The 21,727-nt window shown below is 34.1% G+C and carries 14 protein-coding genes; all 14 read right to left on the reverse strand.

Going from position 1 to position 21,727, the window contains the following annotated elements; translation table 11 throughout:
* Positions 1-259: 259 nt before the first annotated feature.
* The 14 genes from cydC to efp all read right to left on the reverse strand — a co-directional run bounded on the left by cydC (position 260) and on the right by efp (position 21,625).
* Entirely contained in the window at positions 260-1,981 is a 1,722-nt protein-coding gene (gene cydC, locus IAE51_RS03105) for a thiol reductant ABC exporter subunit CydC (RefSeq protein ID WP_200094720.1), read from the reverse strand.
* A complete protein-coding gene (cydD, locus tag IAE51_RS03110; RefSeq protein WP_200094722.1) occupies positions 1,981-3,843 on the reverse strand; it encodes a thiol reductant ABC exporter subunit CydD in 1,863 nt (620 codons plus the stop codon). The genes cydC and cydD overlap by 1 nt, the downstream gene beginning before the upstream one ends.
* A 306-nt stretch (positions 3,844-4,149) precedes the next feature.
* Complete coding sequence (gene cydB / locus IAE51_RS03115) at positions 4,150-5,145, reverse strand: cytochrome d ubiquinol oxidase subunit II (RefSeq protein WP_033898731.1); 996 nt, start codon at positions 5,143-5,145, stop codon at positions 4,150-4,152.
* Positions 5,145-6,620, reverse strand: coding sequence for a cytochrome ubiquinol oxidase subunit I (locus tag IAE51_RS03120; RefSeq protein WP_058211481.1), 1,476 nt, complete (start codon positions 6,618-6,620; stop codon positions 5,145-5,147). The genes cydB and IAE51_RS03120 overlap by 1 nt, the downstream gene beginning before the upstream one ends.
* Before the next feature lie 714 nt (positions 6,621-7,334).
* The gene (locus tag IAE51_RS03125) at positions 7,335-8,828 is read right to left on the reverse strand and encodes a peptide MFS transporter (RefSeq protein ID WP_010905519.1); all 1,494 of its coding nucleotides are present in this window, start codon (positions 8,826-8,828) and stop codon (positions 7,335-7,337) included.
* Between the two features lie 225 nt (positions 8,829-9,053).
* Positions 9,054-10,856: a glycoside hydrolase family 13 protein gene (locus tag IAE51_RS03130; RefSeq protein ID WP_033898724.1), complete on the reverse strand. Its 1,803-nt coding sequence runs from the start codon at positions 10,854-10,856 to the stop codon at positions 9,054-9,056.
* Between the two features lie 89 nt (positions 10,857-10,945).
* Positions 10,946-13,348: a glycogen/starch/alpha-glucan phosphorylase gene (locus IAE51_RS03135; RefSeq protein ID WP_200094724.1), complete on the reverse strand. Its 2,403-nt coding sequence runs from the start codon at positions 13,346-13,348 to the stop codon at positions 10,946-10,948.
* A gap of 88 nt (positions 13,349-13,436) precedes the next feature.
* On the reverse strand, positions 13,437-14,873 hold the full coding sequence (glgA, locus tag IAE51_RS03140; RefSeq protein ID WP_189241355.1) for a glycogen synthase GlgA: 1,437 nt from the start codon (positions 14,871-14,873) through the stop codon (positions 13,437-13,439).
* 91 nt (positions 14,874-14,964) lie between these two features.
* Positions 14,965-16,104, reverse strand: coding sequence for a glucose-1-phosphate adenylyltransferase subunit GlgD (glgD, locus tag IAE51_RS03145; protein ID WP_014570453.1), 1,140 nt, complete (start codon positions 16,102-16,104; stop codon positions 14,965-14,967).
* Positions 16,094-17,236: a glucose-1-phosphate adenylyltransferase gene (locus tag IAE51_RS03150; protein WP_033898720.1), complete on the reverse strand. Its 1,143-nt coding sequence runs from the start codon at positions 17,234-17,236 to the stop codon at positions 16,094-16,096. Before IAE51_RS03150 ends, glgD begins: the two co-directional genes overlap by 11 nt.
* Before the next feature lie 100 nt (positions 17,237-17,336).
* Positions 17,337-19,340 (reverse strand): 4-alpha-glucanotransferase, encoded by a 2,004-nt coding sequence (locus tag IAE51_RS03155; protein ID WP_200094726.1) that lies wholly within the window; start codon positions 19,338-19,340, stop codon positions 17,337-17,339.
* A gap of 215 nt (positions 19,341-19,555) precedes the next feature.
* A complete protein-coding gene (gene nusB, locus IAE51_RS03160) occupies positions 19,556-20,527 on the reverse strand; it encodes a transcription antitermination factor NusB (RefSeq protein WP_129881492.1) in 972 nt (323 codons plus the stop codon).
* Complete coding sequence (locus IAE51_RS03165) at positions 20,520-20,921, reverse strand: Asp23/Gls24 family envelope stress response protein (protein WP_021722362.1); 402 nt, start codon at positions 20,919-20,921, stop codon at positions 20,520-20,522. Before IAE51_RS03165 ends, nusB begins: the two co-directional genes overlap by 8 nt.
* Positions 20,922-21,067: 146 nt before the next feature.
* Positions 21,068-21,625: an elongation factor P gene (gene efp / locus IAE51_RS03170; RefSeq protein WP_003129623.1), complete on the reverse strand. Its 558-nt coding sequence runs from the start codon at positions 21,623-21,625 to the stop codon at positions 21,068-21,070.
* Positions 21,626-21,727: the final 102 nt, after the last annotated feature.

A 21,727-nucleotide genomic window follows, 5' to 3' on the forward strand; every position in this document is an offset into this window, starting at 1 on the left:
CGTCATCAAAAGCATAGATTAGTCGTTCATCTGGGCCTTCAATAAGTCTGATGAACCAATTCAATTTTTGAATTATTATTTTTATCATCTTAATCATTGGTTCTCCTTTACTATCTTTTAATTTCTTGAAAAGTTTAAATTAATTAGTTAGTTTATTTTTTATTTACCTAACAAAAAAGATTATAAAACATTTAATTAGTTTTGTCAACACAAAAACTAACTAAATTAAAAAAATCAGCCCATAGACTGATTTTTTATATTATTCATTTCCTAAATCAAGTTGATAAAGTTCCTTAAATGTTGGATTATTCTCCAGTAATGACGCGGGTTTCCCATCAAATTTAATCGAGCCATTTTCTAAAAATAGAACTCGGTCCATATGATGAACACCTAATAAATGATGAGTAATAAAAATAATTGATTTATCACGGAGCCGTTCAAAAAAGAGACTTAAGAGTTGATTTTCTGTGATTGGGTCAAGTGATACAGTTGGTTCATCAAGAATTACAACATCAACATCTGATAAAATAACCCGTGCCAAGGCTAAGCGTTGACGTTCTCCACCAGAGAATCGTTCTCCCGCTTCATCTACTGGTGTCAGAAGTTTTTGAGGTAATGATTCAACCATTTTACGGAGGCCAACTAATTCAAGAGCTTCCCAAATTTCAGCATCACTGGCATTGAGTTTCGCCAAAGTCAAATTAGAACGAAGGCTTGTCGCAAAAAGATAAGGGGATTGATTAATGACACCAATTTTTTCTTCAACATTTTTAGCTTTAGATGGCTCAACACCAGAAAATTGAATACTTCCACTTTGGGGAACTAAATCTCCTCTGATTAATCCGGCAAGTGTTGATTTACCCACGCCTGAACGTCCCAATAGAGCGATATGTTCTCCTTGTTTAACTTCTAAATTAAAATTATCAAAAATTTTTTTATTTTCTTCAAATGAAAATTGGAGATTATTGATGACTAAATCTGTAGAAACAATTTTCTCAGTCCTTACTTCTTCATCTTGGTCTGGTAAGTCATTTAAACGATTGATTGAATCGCCATAACGTTGCGTTTCAACCACCGCATCAGACAAAGGAGAAAAAGCATCAAATAAAGGGAAGGCAGCAAGACTAACTGCCGCAATATAATTAGGCGCGTCTCCCAATCTTAAGGCACCAGAAGACCAAATCATCAAATAGATCACTAATGCGCCATAGACAACTTGTAAAAATAAATTTCTTCTACGTCCGAAAACTAATAGTTTGGCTTGAATTTTTCTAGCAGATAATTCAGAACCTCGATAAGCTGTCAGAAAATCTTCTTTTCGTCCTGAAAGCACCCAATCTTGTAATCCTAAAATATCATCTGTCAAATGAGAAAAAAGTTGATTGCGATAAATTTTGAGTTCTTCATCTAATTTTACTGTAAATTTCAAAGAAATTAATGGCAAGATAACAATCAAAAATCCTAAGAAGAGCGCTAAACCTAAAGCAAACCAAAGTGAGAAAAATCCTCCAGCAATAATTAGAGCAATCGATAAACTTCCAGCAATTAAAACTGGAAATAATGTTCTCAAAAAGAGGTCTTGTAGATTTCCAATATCTTCATTAAGAACACCCAATAAGTCACCTAAACGGTAACGATCTGCTAATGTAATAGCCGTTTTTTCCAGTCGCAAATAGAGTTTTTTTCGTAAGAGACTTGTGATTTTTAAAATCCAATTATGAGAAGTTAATCTTTCGACATAATGCATCACTGGTCGTCCAATCCCAAAAATACGTACAAAGAGAACTGGAACATAAATCATTAAGATATTTTCTGGTTTTGTTGCTGATTTAGAAATGACATATCCTGAGCTGAACATCAAAAGTCCCGCCATCGAAATTGTAATCGTTCCTAAGAAAATAGATAGAATAAAGCCTGAACGATTTTTTTTCAAAAATGGAGAAATCCAGTCATTACCAAACAAAATATTTTTTAATTTCATTATTTCTGACCTCCATTATCTGATGAAGCTTGGCTGACAGAGCTGTCAGTAGATTTATCATTTACTGACGAAAAGTTTGACCTCTCAGATACTTTTTCTTCTTGGTCCTTTACTGATTTGCTCGTTTCATTGTCTAATAAATTTTTGTCATCATCAACCCCACGCATCTGACTAAGTAATTTTTGATAGTAAGTATTTTCAGATAATAGTTGTTCAGGAGTTCCAATTCCTGCGACCTGTCCCTCGTTTAATACAATGACCAAATCCATTGATGAAAGCCAATGAAGACGATGAGTAGCAATGAAAACAAGTTTATTTTCAAGTAAAGGTAAAATATTTGCTTTAATTTCTAATTCGGTTTCAATGTCCAGATGAGCTGTCGGTTCATCAAGAAACAAAATATTGCGGGTATGACTTAAAAATGCTCTGGCTAATGCAACACGTTGAGCCTGTCCCCCTGAAATTGTACGGCCACTGGCCCCAATTTGTCCATCAAGACCAATTTCATCGATAAGACTTTCTAAACCAGCAAGTTTTGCCGCTGCTTTGATTTCGTCATCAGTAGAATCAGGTTCGTAAAAAGCTAAATTTTCACGAAAAGTTCCTGCAAAAATATAAGTCTTTTGTGGAATGAATTGAACTGACTGACGATAGTTTTCGTCAGTTAAAGAAGTCAAACTTTGCTCATTTAGTTTAATTTCACCAGCTGTTGGTTTTAGAAATCCAGCCAGCATTGAAAGCAATGTTGATTTACCAGAACCTGAATTTCCGACAATGGCAATTTTTTTAAAGCCATTTACTGACAGATTAACATTTGAGATTCCACGCCCTGTGTCGTAAATTTTTCCTAACGCTGTCAGTTGAAGTTGTGAATTTGCACTCCAAGTTACTTTTTCTGTAAGTACTGACAAAGTATTTTCCTCAGTTGAAAGAACTTCATTAACAGCTGCCAAAGCATTTTTTCCATTAAGCGTCGCATGATAATCACTTGCAAAATCACGCAGAGGAAGGAAATATTCTGGCGCTAAAATTAGAGCCGCTAAAGCTGGAAAAAGTAAAATATCACCGCTCATTAACCGAAGTCCCAAAAAAAGTGCGACAACAGCAACCGAAAGACTTGCAAAAAAATCAAGGGCAAAGGTTGAAAGCATAGCGATTCTCAATGCGCCCATCGTTTCTTTACGAAAGTCTTCAGAAGTTTTATAAATTGAATTTGAGTAATCTTTAGACAATCCAAAATATTTCAATGTAGAAATTCCACGCAATGAATCTAAAAAGTGATTTGATAAATATTGGAAAGTTTTATATTGACGTTCAGCACGTCCTTGTGCTGCGTATCCCAATAGAATCATAAAAATAATTGCAAAAGGAAATGTCAAAGTTAACACAATTCCACTTTGCCAATCAAGAAAATACACTGGAATCAAAATTAACATTGGGATGATCATCATATTTAAGACTTTGGATAGGACCAATTTAATATAATTTTCAACCTGATCAATTCCTGTGATTACTGTTGTTGCAGCTGAGCCCGAACCTAAATTAGCAATAGCAACTGGACCAAGTCGGAAAAATTTATCCAACATATCCCCCCGCAATTTTGTTGCTAATTGGTAAGCAAGTTTATCCAGAGCCTTTGAACGACCAAAATTAATAATTTCACGGCTCAAAAAGCAAGCAAAAAAGCCCAAAACCCAAGGAATGGTATGAGAAAATAATTGTCCTTGCCAAAGCTTAGTAATCGCAGTAGCTAGAAATAAAGCTTGACCGGCAATTGCAATGAATTGAAAAACTGCCAGAATCCCCAATATCGGAAACATTCTTCTTACACCTGGCAGTTCAAAAAGAGATTTATCAATCATGTTTAAAGTTACTGATGAGATAATATTTTACTGATAGAACTTACCAACAAAGCTGACAGTTCCTTCATTTACCGATTGAATGACTTCCTCTGGGAGCATTCAACTGACAGAACTTATCAGCAAGGTCGGCAGTTTCTAAAATCTGCTCATAGAATTTCTGTCAGTAAAATAAAATTCCTCAGTTCCTTTCTAAAAAATTTAGGTCAGAAAAAATTTTCCTGACCATAATATGTAGTTGTCTTAATTAATTATATCAATTTACAAACTAATCTGAAAATAACTGGTTCAACCAGTTATTTTCATGTTTTATTTTTTAATTCTTTTTCTGAAAATGAAATAGGTCCAGCCCATATAGATGAGTACAAATGGTAAGATAACCAGAGTAATGATCGTCATTGTTTTCAAAGTATAGCCTGTTGAACTAGCATTTTTAATCAAAATACTGTGAGCAGGGTTAGTTGCAATCATTACACGTGGGAAAATCCCTTGGAAAATCAATGCAACAAGGGCAATGAAAGTCAAACCTGAAGCTAAGAAAGCAGACATTTCTTTTCCTGCACGAACAGATAAATGTGCCACAAGAGTTAGAATAACAATCAAAACAAGTAAAACTAAAGTTCCAATAAAATGTTTTTCAAAGAAATCAGTGAAAATAGCTAGCAATACAGCAAATACAACTTCACCAGCATAAAGAACAAAATAGAGGATATTAGCTATCTTTGCAGCTCTCTCACGCAAAGCTCCCTCTGTTTTCAAAGCTAAATAATTTAAGCCATGAAGCCAAGCTAAGAGCATTACAGCAACACCACCAACGACTGACAAAAAGTTAACGTAAGTAGTAAAAGTAGCAGTCACATTTCCTTTAGCATCCATTGGAACGCCTTGAATCATACTTGTAAACATCAATCCAAAGAGAAATGGAATAGCAAAACTTGCAACGCCCAAAACTTTTGTCCAGAGCATTTTTCCTTTTTCCGTATGTGAGTGATGACGAAATTCAAATGTTACTCCCCGGAAAATCAAACCTACTAAAATCAAAAATAGAATAAGATAGAAACCAGAGAACAATGAAGCATACCAATAAGGGAATGAAGCAAACATTGCCCCACCGGCAGTTAATAACCAAACTTCATTCAAATCCCAAACTGGGCCAATTGATCCGATAGCTTGTTCAACCTCACGTTTGTCCTTGGCAATTGTGATTGCACTCATTCCTACACCATAGTCAAAACCTTCGAGGAAGAAAAAGCCACTAAATAATACTCCAACAATAATAAACCAAAAAAGTTGTAATCCAGTCATTATTTATCCACCCCTTTCTCATCAGTTTCTTTTTGAATTTCACTATCTTCTTTTGATGAAGGAGCAAAATTTTCTTGACTAAATGAATCTAAAGAAACATAAGCTGTTTCCGCTCCTTCTACTCCTTGTTTCATTCTTTGAAGCGTAAAGTAAACCATCACAGCACCAAGGAAACAGAACAGGAAGAAATAGACGATATTTGAGAATAAAAGTGAACCGACAGAAACATTTGGTGAAACTGAATCTTTGATTGTAAATAAACCATAAACGGTCCAAGGATAACGACCAAGTTCAGTAACTAACCAACCTGAGGTAATCGCAAGGAAAGGTGCAAATAGCATCCAACGATAAACTTGTAAGCCAAATTTATTTTCATATAGACTTGGTTTTTTCTTTCTAGTCCAAAATAGCCCCAGAGCAGAAAGTAAAATCATTAACATTGATAGACCGGCCATAATCCGGAAAGTCCAGAAAAGAACCGTTACTGGTGGGAAGAAATTTCCGCCAATTTCTTTAGCTACATCAGGATATTTCTTTTGAAGTTGAGCGTTAATTTCATTCATCCCTTCAACCGAACCGCTTGGACGGTGATAAGTCAGAATTGAAAGCATATAAGGAATTTGAATTCCAAATACTTCTTTGTGGTCAGCTTCATTAAAGAAGGCAACCATATCCCAAGCCGCAGGGTCAGGTGTTGTTTCATAAACCCCTTCAGTTGCAGCAAATTTCATAGGTTGAGAGTTTTTAACTTCAATCATTTGTTGGTCACCAGCAACAAAGTTACCAACTGCACCGATTAGAGCTACTAAAAGTCCTAAACGTAAAACTGGTTTAAACATATCAATTTCACGATTTTTAAGAATTTGATAAGCTGAAATACCAGCAACCACAAAACCACCAGTTACAAGGAAACCTGTTGCCACGTGGCTAAATTCCAAAATAGTTTGAGGATTTGTCAAAAGGGCAGAGAAACTTGTTAATGTTGCTCGTCCACCTTTAACTTCATATCCCACTGGATTTTGCATCCATGAGTTTGCCGCTAAAATCCATAAAGATGATAAGAAGGTCCCAACAAATACAATCCAAAGTGTTGCATTATGCAATTTCTTACCTAATTTATCCCAACCAAACATCCATACTCCAAGGAATGTAGATTCCAAGAAGAAGGCAAGTAAGGCCTCAACGGCTAAAGGTGCGCCAAATATATCACCAACATAGCGAGAATAATCTGACCAGTTCATTCCAAATTGAAATTCTTGGATAATACCAGTTACGACCCCTACTGCAAAGGATAAGAGCATAATTGATCCAAAAAATTTCGTCCGTTTTTTCCATTTTTCATCACCAGTTTTCACATAGATAGTTTCCATGATCGCTGTCATGAGAACCATTCCGACAGAAAGTGGTACAAAGAAAAAGTGGAAGATTGTCGTCATCGCAAACTGAAAGCGTGCGAGAGTTTCAATGGTAAACATTGTTTATCTCCTTATTTTTATTTACTATATATCAAATAGATATAGACTAATTTTAAAAATATTTTTATCTAAGACTAGCTTTGGTCCTTGGTTTAATAAAAATATTTATTTTATTAATAAATAAAATAAGAGAATTTTTAAAGTTAACAAGATTTTTCAATAATAATTAATAATTAAAAATATCAGTTCTAATCGTAAATCTATAACTTTTCACTATTTCTTATCAATTTATTTATTAATTTAGCAACAGAAAAACAATAATTATTTTTTCTACAGGCCTCTTCTCAGTATCTTTTCAAACACAAAATGTTCAAAGTTTTTAGTAAACTCATATTTCTTAGTCAACCACTTTTAATGGATGACCGTGCTTGAGTATCCTTACTTTGAATTTTATATTTTTAATAACAGAGTAACTGCGAGTTTTCGAATAAAAATAGCTTTGCTTCTCACCTCTATCCTCTATAAGTTTTATTTGTAAATAAGTGATTTCATACTTTATTTTAGCATTTGTGAATGTCTTTGGCCTTTTAACCAAAGGCACTAACATCTGCAAATAATTTAAAATCACGTTACACTATATTTTATCATAATGTAAGCGCAGATAAAAACGATTGATTTGTAAAAGACTTTTAACAAGTGTAACTTTTCAGACACTTCTATAGTTTTTAAAATACAAAAAACCTATCATTAAAGATAGGTTTTATTAATTACTAATTAACGAACATCTCCCATTAATTTCAAAATAGGTTTTTTGACAATAAGAAGGATAATTCCCACGATAATACCAATAATACCAGTAATCGCAAAGAAGTGAACTTCTGTTGCTGCTTTAAAGAGTGGTGTAATTTGAGCATTGATTGCTTGTGAAGTTGAATCTGCCAAGAACCACATCGCCATCATTTGTGATTGGAAAGCAACTGGAGCTAATTTTGTTGAAACTGATAATCCAACTGGTGAAACAAGTAATTCACCTGCCATTTGGACAGCAAACATCAATACTAACCAAAGAGCACTTGCACGACCAGAAGTTCCGTTCAAGAGACCTGGAAGTGTCATAATCAAATAAGAAATCCCTGTCAACATCAAACCAAGACCAAATTTTACAATTGTTGAAGGTTGACGTTCACCCAATTTATTCCAAAGACGAACAAAGATAGGTGACAAGAGAACGATGAAGAGCGGGTTCAATAATTGATACCAAGAAGGGTCAATATGGAAAGTAATTCCAAACCAAGTTGGGTCCAAATTAGAACGTGATTCTCCCCAAACCGCAATAATTGTAGAACTTTGTTCTTCAATTGCCCAAAAGACAATAGCAGAAAGGAACAAAGGAATATATGCTGTTAATTTACGACGTTCATCTGATTCTACCTTTTTAGAGGTAAACATCATTACGAAATAAATAATTGGAACAACAATACCGATAATTGATAAAACATTAATGAAGTTATTAATGAAATTAGCTGGACTTGCTTGATAAAGTAAGAAGAAACCAATAATTGCGACAATAACAACAATTGTCAATGTAATAAGAAAATTACGTCTTGCTTTTGAATCCATTGGATTTGAAGGCTCGCGTCCAATTTCTGGGAAGTGACGAAGACGTCCATACCAATAAGCAAATAATGCAAAAATCATACCGATAGCTGCAAGTGAGAATCCTAAGTGATAATTCACGCCTTGTCCAACTGTCCCAACAATCAATGGAGCAATCAGAGAACCCATGTTAATTCCGACAACAAAGATATTGAATCCAGTGTCACGACGTGAGTCATCTTTAGAATAAAGATGTCCAACCATATTTGAAATATTCGGTTTAAGCATCCCTGTTCCCAAGATAATTAAGAATAATGCCACGAACAGTGAAGATAAACCAAATGGTGTTGCTAAAGCGATGTGTCCCAAAGTGATTAAAATTCCACCAAGGAAGATTGTGCGCGAAGCGCCCAACAAGCGGTCAGCAACCCACCCTCCAACGATTGTTGAAAGATAGACAAGTGCACCATAGATACTTACAATCGCCATTGCTTGAGCTTTAGGAAGTCCTAAACCTGCGTTGTCAGCAGTTGTCAATGCATAGAGGTAATAAACCAGAATGGCACGCATCCCATAGTAAGAAAAACGCTCCCAGAACTCAGTCTGAAAAAGCGTCAATAGGCCGCGAGGTTGACCGAAAAATGTTTTTTCTGTTTTGTTTAAGTTTTGCATAGATTATATTATAAAGTTTTCTATACAACTTGTCAAGTTGTCAAACAATTTTGCCTATACAGATTCTTTGAAAAACGCGGGAAAAAGAGGGACAATAACAAAATTTCATAGATATTTATTTATATTTTCTTCTTTTCTAAAATAAGATTTAGCTAAAAAATATAGTTTTTATCATTTTTTACTGACAAATAAATCTGTCAGTAAAAAAACTTGCATCAGCAAGTTTTAAATTTTCATCTTTAATTCTAAATTTGTTTTTCCACTAATCACTTTTTCTGTCAGTAATTTTTTTAATTCTGGTAAGAATTTCAGATTTTGTAAAAAAGTAATTTCTTGAACTTCTATATTAAGCTCATCTTCACTCGGATTAATGAGTTCAACAAAAACTTCTGAATCTGTATATCGCAATATTCCTAACAACCTGTCAGTAAAAAAAGTTGAAAACTCTCCATATTTCAAGCTATTTTCTGACAGACGTTTTTGCGTCCAACTTTTATAAACATTGTAAACATTGGGTGAAATGTTATCCCAAGGAAAATATTTACGATTCTCAGGGTCTTTGCCACCTGACAATCCTGCTTCATCTCCATAGTAAATACAAGGAATTCCTGGTAATACAAAAAGCATTGCCAACGCTACTGACAAATTCTTTTCTCCAACCATTGTCAAAATTCGTTCAGTATCATGAGTCCCTAGATTGTTTAAATTATTATAAAAAATATCTTTAGGATAATTCTCTTGCAAAGTCATCAATTGATGAGCGACATCTTGACTAGAACGATGACCATTTAATAAATTAATAATTAAATCACGAAACGGATAATTCATAGCAGCTTGCAAACTTCCACCAAGAATATAATTTCTTCTTTTTCCATAAGAAATTTTGTTGGAAGCATCTTCCCAAATTTCACCAATCAATATCTTATCTGAATAAGAGTCAAGATTTTCTCGAATTCCTTTAATAAATGAATCAGGGAGTTCATCAGCAACATCCAGACGCCAACCATCAATACCCAAGTCATTCCATTTAGCTAAAACAGAATTTTTCTCACCATAAATAAAATTGCGAAAAGAATCATTATCTTTGTCTATTTCAGGTAAATCTTTAATTCCCCACCAAGATTTATACTCAAAAGGATAATTTTCAAATTTAAACCAATCAAAATAAGGTGAATCAGGATTTTTTGCTGCTCCCTCATCATCGCCATAATCACCATTAATATTGAAATAAAGCGAGTTTTTTCCTACATGAGAAAAAACACCATCCAAAATCAAATGCATTTTTTCTTGATGAAGCAACTGAATCAATTCTTCAAAATCTTCCTGCCTACCTAGCATTGAATCAATTTTTAGGTAATCATTCGTATCATAGCGATGGTTACTTGTACCAGAAAAAATTGGATTAAGATAAATCGCATTGATTCCCAGTTCTTTTAAGTAGGGAATTTTTTTAATAATTCCTCTTAAATTTCCACCGAAAAAATCCCAACGTGCAATATCACCATTTTCTTCTTTAACATAGAAAGGACTATCCGTTTTTCTTCCATAGATAAATGAATTGGGTTTTGGGTGATTGATTTGACCATTTTCATTTCCATTATAGAAACGATCTGGGAAAATTTGATAGAAAACTGCTTCACGATACCAGCTGGGAGCTTGATCTTCTTTTTCAAATACAGTCAGCTGATAAGGTTTAACATCATTTTCATCAGTATATAGAAGCCCCTCTCCTCCTATGCCAGAACAACCATAAAATCGCCTAGTTTCTCCCAAATCCGAAGACTCGACTATTTCAAAATGATAAAAATAAAGTCCTGGCTCTTCATCAAAAGGAATGGTAACTCTAAAATCTCCGCCTGAATCTTTGGTCATAGAAAATTCATAACGTTTTCCAAAATCACGTCGAATTACACATGTCACAAGTACAGAAGGTTGGTCAGTTGTAAATCTCAAGCTCATTGAGTTTCCAACCTTGATGGCCCCAAAAGGTTGTTTATAATCTAAATTCCACGGATTATAATAATACATCTAATTCTCATTTCCTTTATTAACACTTAAGGCTAAAGGCTCCTAAAATTTACTCTGTCAGTAACAAAAATTTCTGTCAGTAAATTTCTTCATTCTTTTTTAGCCTTTATATACCAAATGTCATCAGCATATTCCCTAACTGTTCGGTCAGAACTAAAACGTCCCACATTGGCAATATTCATTAAACTTGCTTGAGTCCATGCTTTTTGGTCACGGTAAAGTTTTTCAAGTTCAGCTTGTGCCCGAACATAATCATTAAAATCACGAAGTACAAAATATTCATCATTATAGACGGTGAGCGAATCAAAAATTTCACGACCTTCACTTTTAATATTTGGCACCGTTCCATCAATTAAGGCATTCAAAATTCGATTAACTACTGGATTTTGCTCATAAATATCACGCGCATTATAATTACCATTGCGATAATATTCATAAACTTCATCCTTAGTCAGCCCAAAAACAAAATTATTTCCATCCCCTGCCGCTTCAAAAATTTCAATATTTGCACCATCAAGTGTTCCAATGGTTAAAGCACCATTTAGCATAAACTTCATATTTGAAGTTCCAGATGCTTCTTTAGAGGCCAAAGAAATTTGTTCTCCAACATTGGCTGCTGGGATAATCACTTCCGCCAAACTTACATTATAATTTTCCATAAAGACAACTTTGAGTTTATCTTTAATCGTTTGATCATTATTAATCATATTTGCTATTTCGTTAATTACTTTAATGATAGATTTAGCATAATGATATGAAGGAGCCGCTTTTGCCCCGAAAATAAATACTCGAGGAACCCTATCTAATTCCGGATTATCTTTCAAATCAAAATATAATTTTAGAATATGCAAAGCATTTAACAATTGTCGCTTATAAGCATGCAGCCGTTTTACTTGAACATCAAAAATCGCATCAGGATTAACCGTAATTCCTTTTTGTTCTTTAATCACCGCAGCCAATCGTAGCTTATCATCAAATTTAGCTTTTTGAAGTTGTTCAAGTGTTTTTTCATCATTTTTAAAATTTTTCAGCAGCTTCAATTCATCTAAATCATGACGCCATGATTTACCAATTGTTTCATCTATAATTCCAGACAAGCGTTCATTTGCAATCTGAATCCAACGACGGTCAGCAATTCCATTTGTCTTATTATTAAAACGTTCAGGATAAATTTCATAGAAATCATGAAGTTCAACATCCTTTAATAAATCAGAATGCAATTTGGCTACGCCATTGGTTGAATGTGAACCAATGATTGACAAGTTGGCCATATGAATTTGTCCATCTTTGATAATTCTCGTATTATGCACCAGTGTTGCACCCACTTTAGGAAGCAACTCAGCCGTACGTCTCCGGTCAATTTCCACAATAATTTGATAAATTCGGGGCAAAAGTTGTTTAATCATCTCTTCTGGCCACTTTTCCAAAGCTTCCGATAAAATTGTATGATTGGTATAAGACATTACCTTAAGGGTTGTATCCCAAGCTCGATTCCAGCCCACACCATATTCATCAACTAAAAGGCGCATGAATTCTGGAACACAAAGTGCAGGATGCGTATCATTAATATGGACAGCAATATAATCCCCAATTTTTCGAATATCTTTTTTTTGTGTTCCTTTATAGTGGTTCAAAATTCGTTGAAGTCCAGCAGAAACAAAGAAATATTCTTGCTTCAAACGTAAAAGTCGCCCATCATAATTAGAATCATCTGGATAAAGTTCAGCAGAGAGCATCGAAGTTTGTCGCATATAATCCAAATTTTGAAATTTAGGGTCTAATTCCTCTGGCACTTCTGAGCGCCACAGACACATATTATTGACCGTTGTATTTTCAAAACCAACCATGGGCGTATCATATGGAACAGCTAGAACACGTTCCTGGTCCTTATAATGAGGAATAAGATTTCCTTTTCCATCATCTTCTAACCAAACTTCACCACCAAATGTTACTTCAACTGCTTTGTCTGCTCTACGTACTTCCCAAGGATTCCCATTATTTAGCCAAGAATCAGGTAATTCTACTTGGTAACCATCTACTATTTTTTGTTTGAATAATCCATACCGATAGCGAATGCCATTTCCATTTCCTGGAAGCCCCGTTGAAGCTAAAGAATCCATGAAACAGCTAGCTAAGCGCCCCAAACCTCCATTTCCAATGGCCATATCTGGTTCTATCTTAGCAACCTCATCCAGTTCAATTCCAAAATCATTTAACCCTTCTCGAACGGTATTTAAAATACCCAAGTTAAGTAAATTTGATTTAAGCATTTTTCCTGGTAAAAATTCAATCGAAAAATAATATGCTTGTTTTTTTCCAGTTTCATCCTTATATTGATTATCGGCTACCCAAATATTAGCATAGTAATGTTTCACAACAGATGCCAATGCATCATAAATTTCTTGATAACCTGCTTTTGTCAGGTCAGTCGCAAATTTTGAAGTTAGACGCTCTTCGAAATCTTGCTTAAATTGTTTTTTAGAAAGTTTCAATCGTCGCTCCTTTATTATTCTCAAACATCTTTTATTTTAAAATGAATTCTACCACAATTTAATCACAAGCGCAATCGTTTGCGAGATTTTATAATTCTTGATAGAGTTCAATGTATTGCTGAGCCTTCGTTCCCCAAGAAAAATTTTTACTCATTGCTGATAAAACCATTTTATTTAAGACTTCTGGTTCTTTTCCATAAACTTCAAGTGCACGATTAATCGTCTCCAATAAAATCTGTCCTTCAAAATCAACAAAACCAAACCCTGTTCCTTCTTTGCTAATAGGATTAAATGGAATCACAGTATCTTTCAAACCACCAATTTCATGAACGATTGGTAAAGTTCCATATCTCATTGCAATCATCTGTGATAGGCCACAAGGTTCAAAAGCAGATGGCATCAAGAAGAAATCAGAACCAGCATAAATTTCCTGTGCAAATTGAAGGTCAAATGCAATATTTGCTGACAACTTATCTGGATATTTTTGAGAAAAATATCTAAAACCTTCTTCAATTTCAGGGAAACCTGTTCCTAATAGGACAATTTGCACATTTTCTTCCAATACTTTTTCCAACTGAGTCAAAACTAAATCAAATCCTTTTTGATTCGTTAAACGGGAGACCATCCCAATCAATGGAACATTTGGATTCAATGGTAATCCTGTTCGCTTTTGGAGCTCTGCTTTCATTTGACCTTTACCAGAAAGCTCTTCCTCGCTGAAATGGTAAGGAATTAATATATCATTTTCGGGATTATAAATATCATAATCTATCCCATTTAAAATTCCAGAAACTTTTCCATCTACATATTGCAAAATCGATTCTAAACCACAACCAAATTCTGAGGTCTGTATTTCCTTAGCGTAAGTTGGCGAAACTGTATTAACCCGATCCGCATATAAAATTCCTGTTTTTAACATATTTAGCATACCATTATGACGGACTACTCCTTCAAAATAGCGCTCCATTCCCATACCAAAAAGCTCACTTAAAGCATCTCCATGCATCAAGCCTTGAAATTCAATATTATGAATGGTCAGTACTGTTTTAATTTTTTCATAGGCCTTAATCCAGTTGTATTTTTCTTTAAGTAAAAAGGGAACCATTGCAGTCTGCCAATCATTGACATGCAAAACATCTGGAATGAAATCTAACTTTTCTAAGAGTTGGCAAAGAGCCAAGTCAAAAAAGGCAAAGCGCTCTCCATCATCGCCATAACCATAGAGTTGTCCCCTACCAAAATAATGTTCATTATCTAGAAAATAATACTTCACACCCTCTTTTTCTAGACTTTTAACTCCAACATATTCGTGTCGCCAACCAACATCAACAAAATCATAAAATTCATCTTTTAAAAGTGAACGATATTCTTCTTTCATTTCATTCTTAAAATAAGGAAGGATCACAGCAACTGAATCTATCTCACTTTTTTTAGCCAATTCTTTGGGCAGTGCTCCAGCTACATCTCCAAGTCCTCCCGTCTTAAAAAAGGGGGCACATTCACTTGATGCAAATAAAACTTTCATTTTTCTCTCTTTCATTTCCTCTTTAAAATATAATTCTTTTTTTGAATTTTATTCAAGAACGCCGATAAATATTATCAGCGTCATTTGTCTTCTATAAGATATCTGCGGTAACAACTGTTCCTTTAGGAATCACTACTGGTTTTTCTGAACTACCAATAATTTTGACATTATTTTCGACAACCACTCCTTTATCAATGATGGCAAATTTAACTTGAGCGCCACTTTTAACTTCAGAGTTGGTAAAAACTAATGATTCTTCAATTAAGGCATCATCTTGAATCTTAACTCCACGAGAAATGAGAGAATTTTTTACTTTACCATTGATAATACAACCAGAACCTAATTGACTATTCTCCACTTTACTATTCTCAGAAAAATAAGTGGGAACTTCATTCTTAATCTTAGTATAAACAGGTTGGCTACTATATAAAAGAGAGGTAAAATTTTGGGGGTCGAGCATGACCATATTGGCATCATAAAATGACTTAATATTAGTGATATTACTCATATAACCTGTGTATTCATAAGTATTCACATCATAGTTCTTCATATAAACACGAATGAGACGGGCAATTGAAGTCAATTCTCCTATATCTTGCATCTCTTTTATAAAATTAATCAACCAATCGGTGTTCACGATAAAGAGATTCAAACAAAGAGCTTCTTTTTCTTGGGGATTTTCTAATTGATTAACATAACAGTTACTCATTTTCCCTGATTCATCAAAACGAAGAATAGTATCATACTCACTTGCTAAATCTGGAGAAACTTTTTTATAAACGGTGGTTATTTCCTTACCTGCCAATTTATGTATTTTAAGAACAGCCGTTAAATCGACATTACAAATAAATTTACTGCCCAAAAGAACTGTATATGGTGCTTTAGATTTACGCAAAAAATTTAACTGTTGAGCAAAATAATCCTTACCTTGTTCCCTTAAACGGTCAAAATCTTGTTGAATATAGACAAAGTAACGACTATTAAAGCCATCCAAGCCCCATTCGCCACCTGAACCTAGATGGTCAAAAACAGATTGCGTTTCTCCTTCATTAAAGGTCATAAAAATATTATCTACATGGGCATTTGATAATGATGACAATGGAAAATCAATCAAACGATATTTACAATCAAAAGGAAGAGTAGCAATCGGACGAACCTCTGTTAAGGGGCTTAAGTGTTTGCTTGAAGAAATATTTGAGAGGATTGCTGCCATTTTATTACTATTGTTCATTTTTATTTTCTCCTTTAATTTCTCCGTGGCCAATCACTGCGACTTCATTTTCACCGATTATTTCTACATTATCACCAATTTTTGCATTTTCACCAATGATTGCATTTTTGATTGTAACGTTTTCCCCAATAAATGTCCCAGACATAATGAAACTGTCCTCAATCACTGTTCCTTCTTGAACATGGACATTCTGTGAAAGGATTGAATGAACAACTGTTCCATCAACGTAACAGCCATCACCAACAAGTGCATTTTTTACATTGGATTTTTCTGTGATAAACTGTGGAGCTGAAATATCATTATGTGAATAAATCCGCCAAGATTTATCTGTAATATTTAGTTCATTATTTAAATCAAGAAATTCCATACTGGATTGATGAAGAGAATCAATGGTTCCAACGTCTTTCCAATATCCCTTAAAGCGGTAAGCGAACACATTTTCCCCAGCTTCAATATAAGCCGGGATAACATCTCCACCGAAATCTTCCATTGGATTTCCTTTCGAGTAACCATTCACAAGAACTTCGCGAAGCCTTTTCCAATTGAAAATATAGATTCCCATTGAAGCAAGATTTGATTTTGGTTCTTTAGGTTTTTCTTCAAATTCAATAATTCGCTCATTATCATCGGTGTTCATGATTCCAAAACGGCTTGCTTCTTCAAGCGGAACTTCCATTACCGAAACTGTTAAACTAGCTTCACGTTCTTTGTGGCTTTCTAACATGGCTTCATAATCCATTTTATAAATATGATCTCCCGAGAGAATGAGAACATATTCTGGATTTTGCTGGTCAATATAAGAGATATTTTGATAAACAGCGTGAGAGGTTCCTTCAAACCATTTAGAACCTTCTTGTGAAGAATAGGGTTGGAGAATAGTGACTCCACTATTGATTCCATTTAACCCCCAAGGTGCTCCATTTCCAATATGAGCATTTAGAGTTAAAGGTTGATACTGAGTAATGACGCCAACATTTTTTACATTGGAATTTGCACAATTTGATAAGGCAAAATCAATGATACGATAACGACCTCCAAAAGGAACAGCAGGTTTTGCAACATCTTTTGTCAATTTACCTAAACGCGTCCCTTGACCACCAGCAAGAATAAGACCAAGCATTTCAATTGCCATAATGAAACCTCCATTTTTTTCACAAAATTTTTGTTTTTTTACATATTTATTATTATTTTATAATTTATACTTTCTAATTCAAAATGATTTACTTTGAAATTTAATAGGCTCTTTTACTTTCTTTGATAAATTTCTTTAAAAATTCAGTCCAATCCTGATTATCAATCAATGTTTCAAGTTGACAATGCAATCGGTAATTCCAGTAATGGTATGGATTTGCTGGAATATTAATTTGTTCGGATTTTGCATCTTCTTTTCGCAATTGTTCACTCATTGCTAACCAATCTTGAATAGGTAAGATAACCATCATCGCATTGGAGTTTAAATGTCTTTTAACTATCTCTTGGATAATTTCTGCACTTGCATAATAAGGAGCTTCGCCATACCAACCCATGACTTCATTGTAGTAACGTTGAATTTCCTCATGATTTTCTTCCCACCAAGCTCTTAGTGGACTTGTATCGTGACTTGAAGTCGTTAGGACCGATAAATAGGGAACTTCGTTTAAAGGACTGACAAATCGATTATCTGAAGGCATTCTCTCAATTATCAAACGTAGAATATTAAGATGATTCATGACATCTGGTACATTGGCGGGAACCATTCCTAAATCTTCACCACAAGCTAACATATTCGTAGCATCTTTTAAAACTGGTAATTTTTCATAGGCCTTTTCTTTCCAAAATTCATAATTCCTTCCATAAAAATAGTCATTATAAAGTTTTTCAAGCCGTCCTTTATAGTCATCACCAAATTCTCGAAAGCTGATTGTTTGCATTAAAGAAATACGTGGATGATATTTCTCTGGATTCTCATCATCTTTTAATAATATTATATTTTCATGTAATTTATAAAGTCCTTCTCGCACCCAATCTTCTAATTGAGCTTTTTCTACTTTTTTCTGGTTATTATACTCATTTTGAAATGTATAATTTCCATTACCTATATAATCCAGAAATGTTTGAATAATCCAATCTCGATTATCTCGGCCAAAAATTTCATCAATTACCCAATCCTTGATGAAAGGATTAATAAACCGCTCGAGGCCCCATTGTCTTAATGGAATACCATAGTTATTTTCAATTTCTTCTGCTGACAAGGCAATAGCTGGTGAAAATTGGCCCAATAAACCTCTTACGGAATCCTCTGGCATCTGCCATATTCTAAAGAAACCAAGAATATGGTCCAGCCGATAAGCATCAAAATAATTAGACATGGCTGTTAACCGTTTTTTCCACCATTCATAACCATCTTCGGCCATTTTTTTCCAATTGTAGGTTGGAAAGCCCCAATTTTGTCCATTTACAGCAAAAATATCAGGAGGAGCTCCAGCTTGTTTATCAAGATGAAAAAGTTCTGGATGAGTCCAAGCGTCTACGGAATCATGAGCAATTCCAATTGCGATATCTCCTTTTAGTGCAATTCCTAATTGATGACAATAGTCAACGGCTTCTGAAAGTTGATAATGCAAAAGATATTGCACAAAGATATACAAATCCAATTGATTACTTTCTGAAGTTAACTTTTCAAAGAAATCTTCACTATAAGTGGCATACTTTCCCCAATTCATAAAATTAGCACTTTGATTGATATCTCTTAAATACGAAAATGCCGCATAGGCCTTTAACCAATCCTCATTTTGCTGATAAAATTGCTGATAATCTTTGCTTGTTTTAAATTTATGAGCTAAATTTTGATAAATAATCTCAGCATATTCCCATTTTAAGGCTAATGCTTTTTCATAATCTATTTTTTCTAAAGCATTTAATTCTAATTCCGCGATGAGAAGCTTTTCTTGTTGAATTTTTGTGTAAGAATCCCAAAAGATGTGAATATCTAAATAAATTGGATGCAATGCAAAAACAGAAATGGCACGATAAGGATATGAATCACGCCAGTCCATAAAAGTACTGGTATCATTAATTGGTAATAATTGAATGATGTCCATCCCAGAACGGTGGGCAAAATCGGCTAACTCTTTCAAATCTGAAAATTGCCCTACCCCACTTGAGTTTTCAGTTCTTAGTGAAAAAACTGGAACTGCTATCCCTGTATGGTAAGCTTTTTTTCCGAAAGGTTCAATTGAAAAATTATTGGTGAGCATTTTTACTCCTTAATTCTCTAAAAATAGTGTAGAATCGCAAAAGAAAACGTTTTCTTTTATTATATATCTTTTAAAAAAAATATACCAATATTTAGTGTGATTTTTCAGAAAATTAATAAGTAATGTTAAATAAGATAACTCATTAATTACAAAAGCTAGAAAAACGTAATAAAAAAAAGCTACAGATAAAATTATCGGTAACTTTTTTATTAATTTTATTTTAAGAAGTTAGTTAATACACCATTAATGAATCGGCTTGATTTTTCATCACTAAAGTCTTTTGAAAGCTCAACTGCTTCATTGACCGCAACAACATCAGGTGTTTCTGTATATAATATTTCATAACTAGAAACTTGAAGGATTGCTTGTTCAACAAGAGTCAAACGTGAAAATGACCAAGTTTTTGCCAAATATTTAGAAACATTTGCTTCCAAATCTTCTTTTTTATCTAAAACTCCATCAACAAGTTGTGTAAAGTATTCAGGAGCTTCAAGATCTTCTGGACGATCATTATCATAATTGAGAACAAAGCGTTTTGTATTTTTCAAAAGCTCTGACAATTGTGATTGAGCATTATTTTCTGCTTGTGCTAATTGTTCATCAAGTTCTTCTTTTAAAGTACTTGGAGTGAATAAATCACTTGTATATTTTTCAAGAACATTTTCATGAAGGAATGAGAAGGTTTTTTGGAAAGTTTCAAGAGATTGTTCAGCTGTCGCATTTTCTGGAAGATTTTTGAAAAATTCTAGAACTTTTGGAGCAACAGGTTCTTCATCAAGTTCAATTTGGAACAAACGAATCAATTTCAAATTTGCCATGACACCAACAAATAAATTTGTTGCTTCATATTCATTCATTTTCTTAGCGTAACCACCAAAATCTCGCATGAAAGCAAGAGCTTTAGCAACCGTTGTTTTCTCGATATCTTTAAGTCCAAGAATTTCATAAATTTCATAAATGGCTTCTAAAGGTTGAGAAAGTCCTTTTGGAAATTTACGAACAGTAATTCGTTCATCACGAAAATCAACGTCAAAACGAACAGTTTGAGAAAGTTCTTCTTCTAATTTTTCAACGTTTTCTCTAAAAGAGCTTACGACATTTGTTGCCATTTCTTTTTGGACAGCATAAGAAAATAAGACCTGGACCGCTCGTTGACGAATCTGGTGTTGAGTGAGCGTCTTAGGCATCAAAAAATCCCTCATCAAACAAGTCTTCAAGCGCTGGTTTTGGTTGTTTTTCAGTCATAATTCCGACAACGTGGATATTGACTTCATCAACAATAATCTCAGTAGCTTGGGCAACTGCTTCTTTCACTTCTTTTTGGATTTTTGTAGCAACGGCTGGTAGGCTTACACCGTAAGTAAGGTACACATAGATATCAACAGCTACTTTATCATCTTTTGAGTCAATATAAACACCACGGCCTTCATTTTTCTTACCAAGGCGGTCTGAAAAACGTTTGTTACGAAGGGCGTGTACCCCATCGATTTTGGCTGTTGTAATACCGATAATTACTTCAAGAACTTCAGGGGCAATGACGATATCCCCAAGTTCTTCAGAATGTACAGTTTTTTCTGCCATTTTGATTTCTCCTTTTGTCTTTGCAAATTTTTCCAATTGGAAAAATTTCACTTACAAAATGAATTTTCTTTACTGACGAAGTCTTTAAACTTCATAAAGTTACTGACAAAAGGCTGTCAGTAAATTTTTTCAGTAATCGTACTTAATTAAGCACGTTTCAAGTATTCACCTGTTTGTGTGTTGATTTCAAGTTTTGTTCCAGCTTCAACGAAATCAGGAACGTTAACAACAAGACCAGTTTCCATAGTTGCTGGTTTACCAGAACCTGTTACTGTTGCACCTTTAATAGATGGTTGTGTTTCAGTAACTTCAAGAACAACTGTTGTTGGAAGTTGAATACCAATTACTTCTGTACCGTAGAATTGAATTTTAACATCTGTATTTTCAAGAACATAAAGAAGTTCATCTTTAACTTGTTCTACTGGAATTTCATATTGTTCGTAAGTTTCATTGTTCATGAAATTAGCAATACCATCCATTGAGTAGAGGTATTGTGCTGTTACAGTTTCAATAACAGCTTGTTCAAACTTATCTTCAGGACGGTAAGTGTCATCAAAAGTTGAACCTGAGCGTACGTCTTTAAGTTTCATACGCATGATTGTATTCCCTTTACCTGGTTTGTGATGACTTGCTTCCATAACGCGGAGAAGTTTTTCCCCATTCAAAAATGTCATGCCTGATTTAAGGTCTTTTGCTAAAACCATGTTTATGTTTCTCCTAGTATTTATAAATTTAGATATTCTGTCATTTTTCTTTTGTCAGCAATTTTTCTGTACACAAAAGAAGTGAAATGACAGGATTTAACA

Origin of the sequence: Lactococcus sp. S64 (genome assembly GCF_016516525.1) — a bacterium.
GTDB lineage: Bacteria > Bacillota > Bacilli > Lactobacillales > Streptococcaceae > Lactococcus > Lactococcus lactis.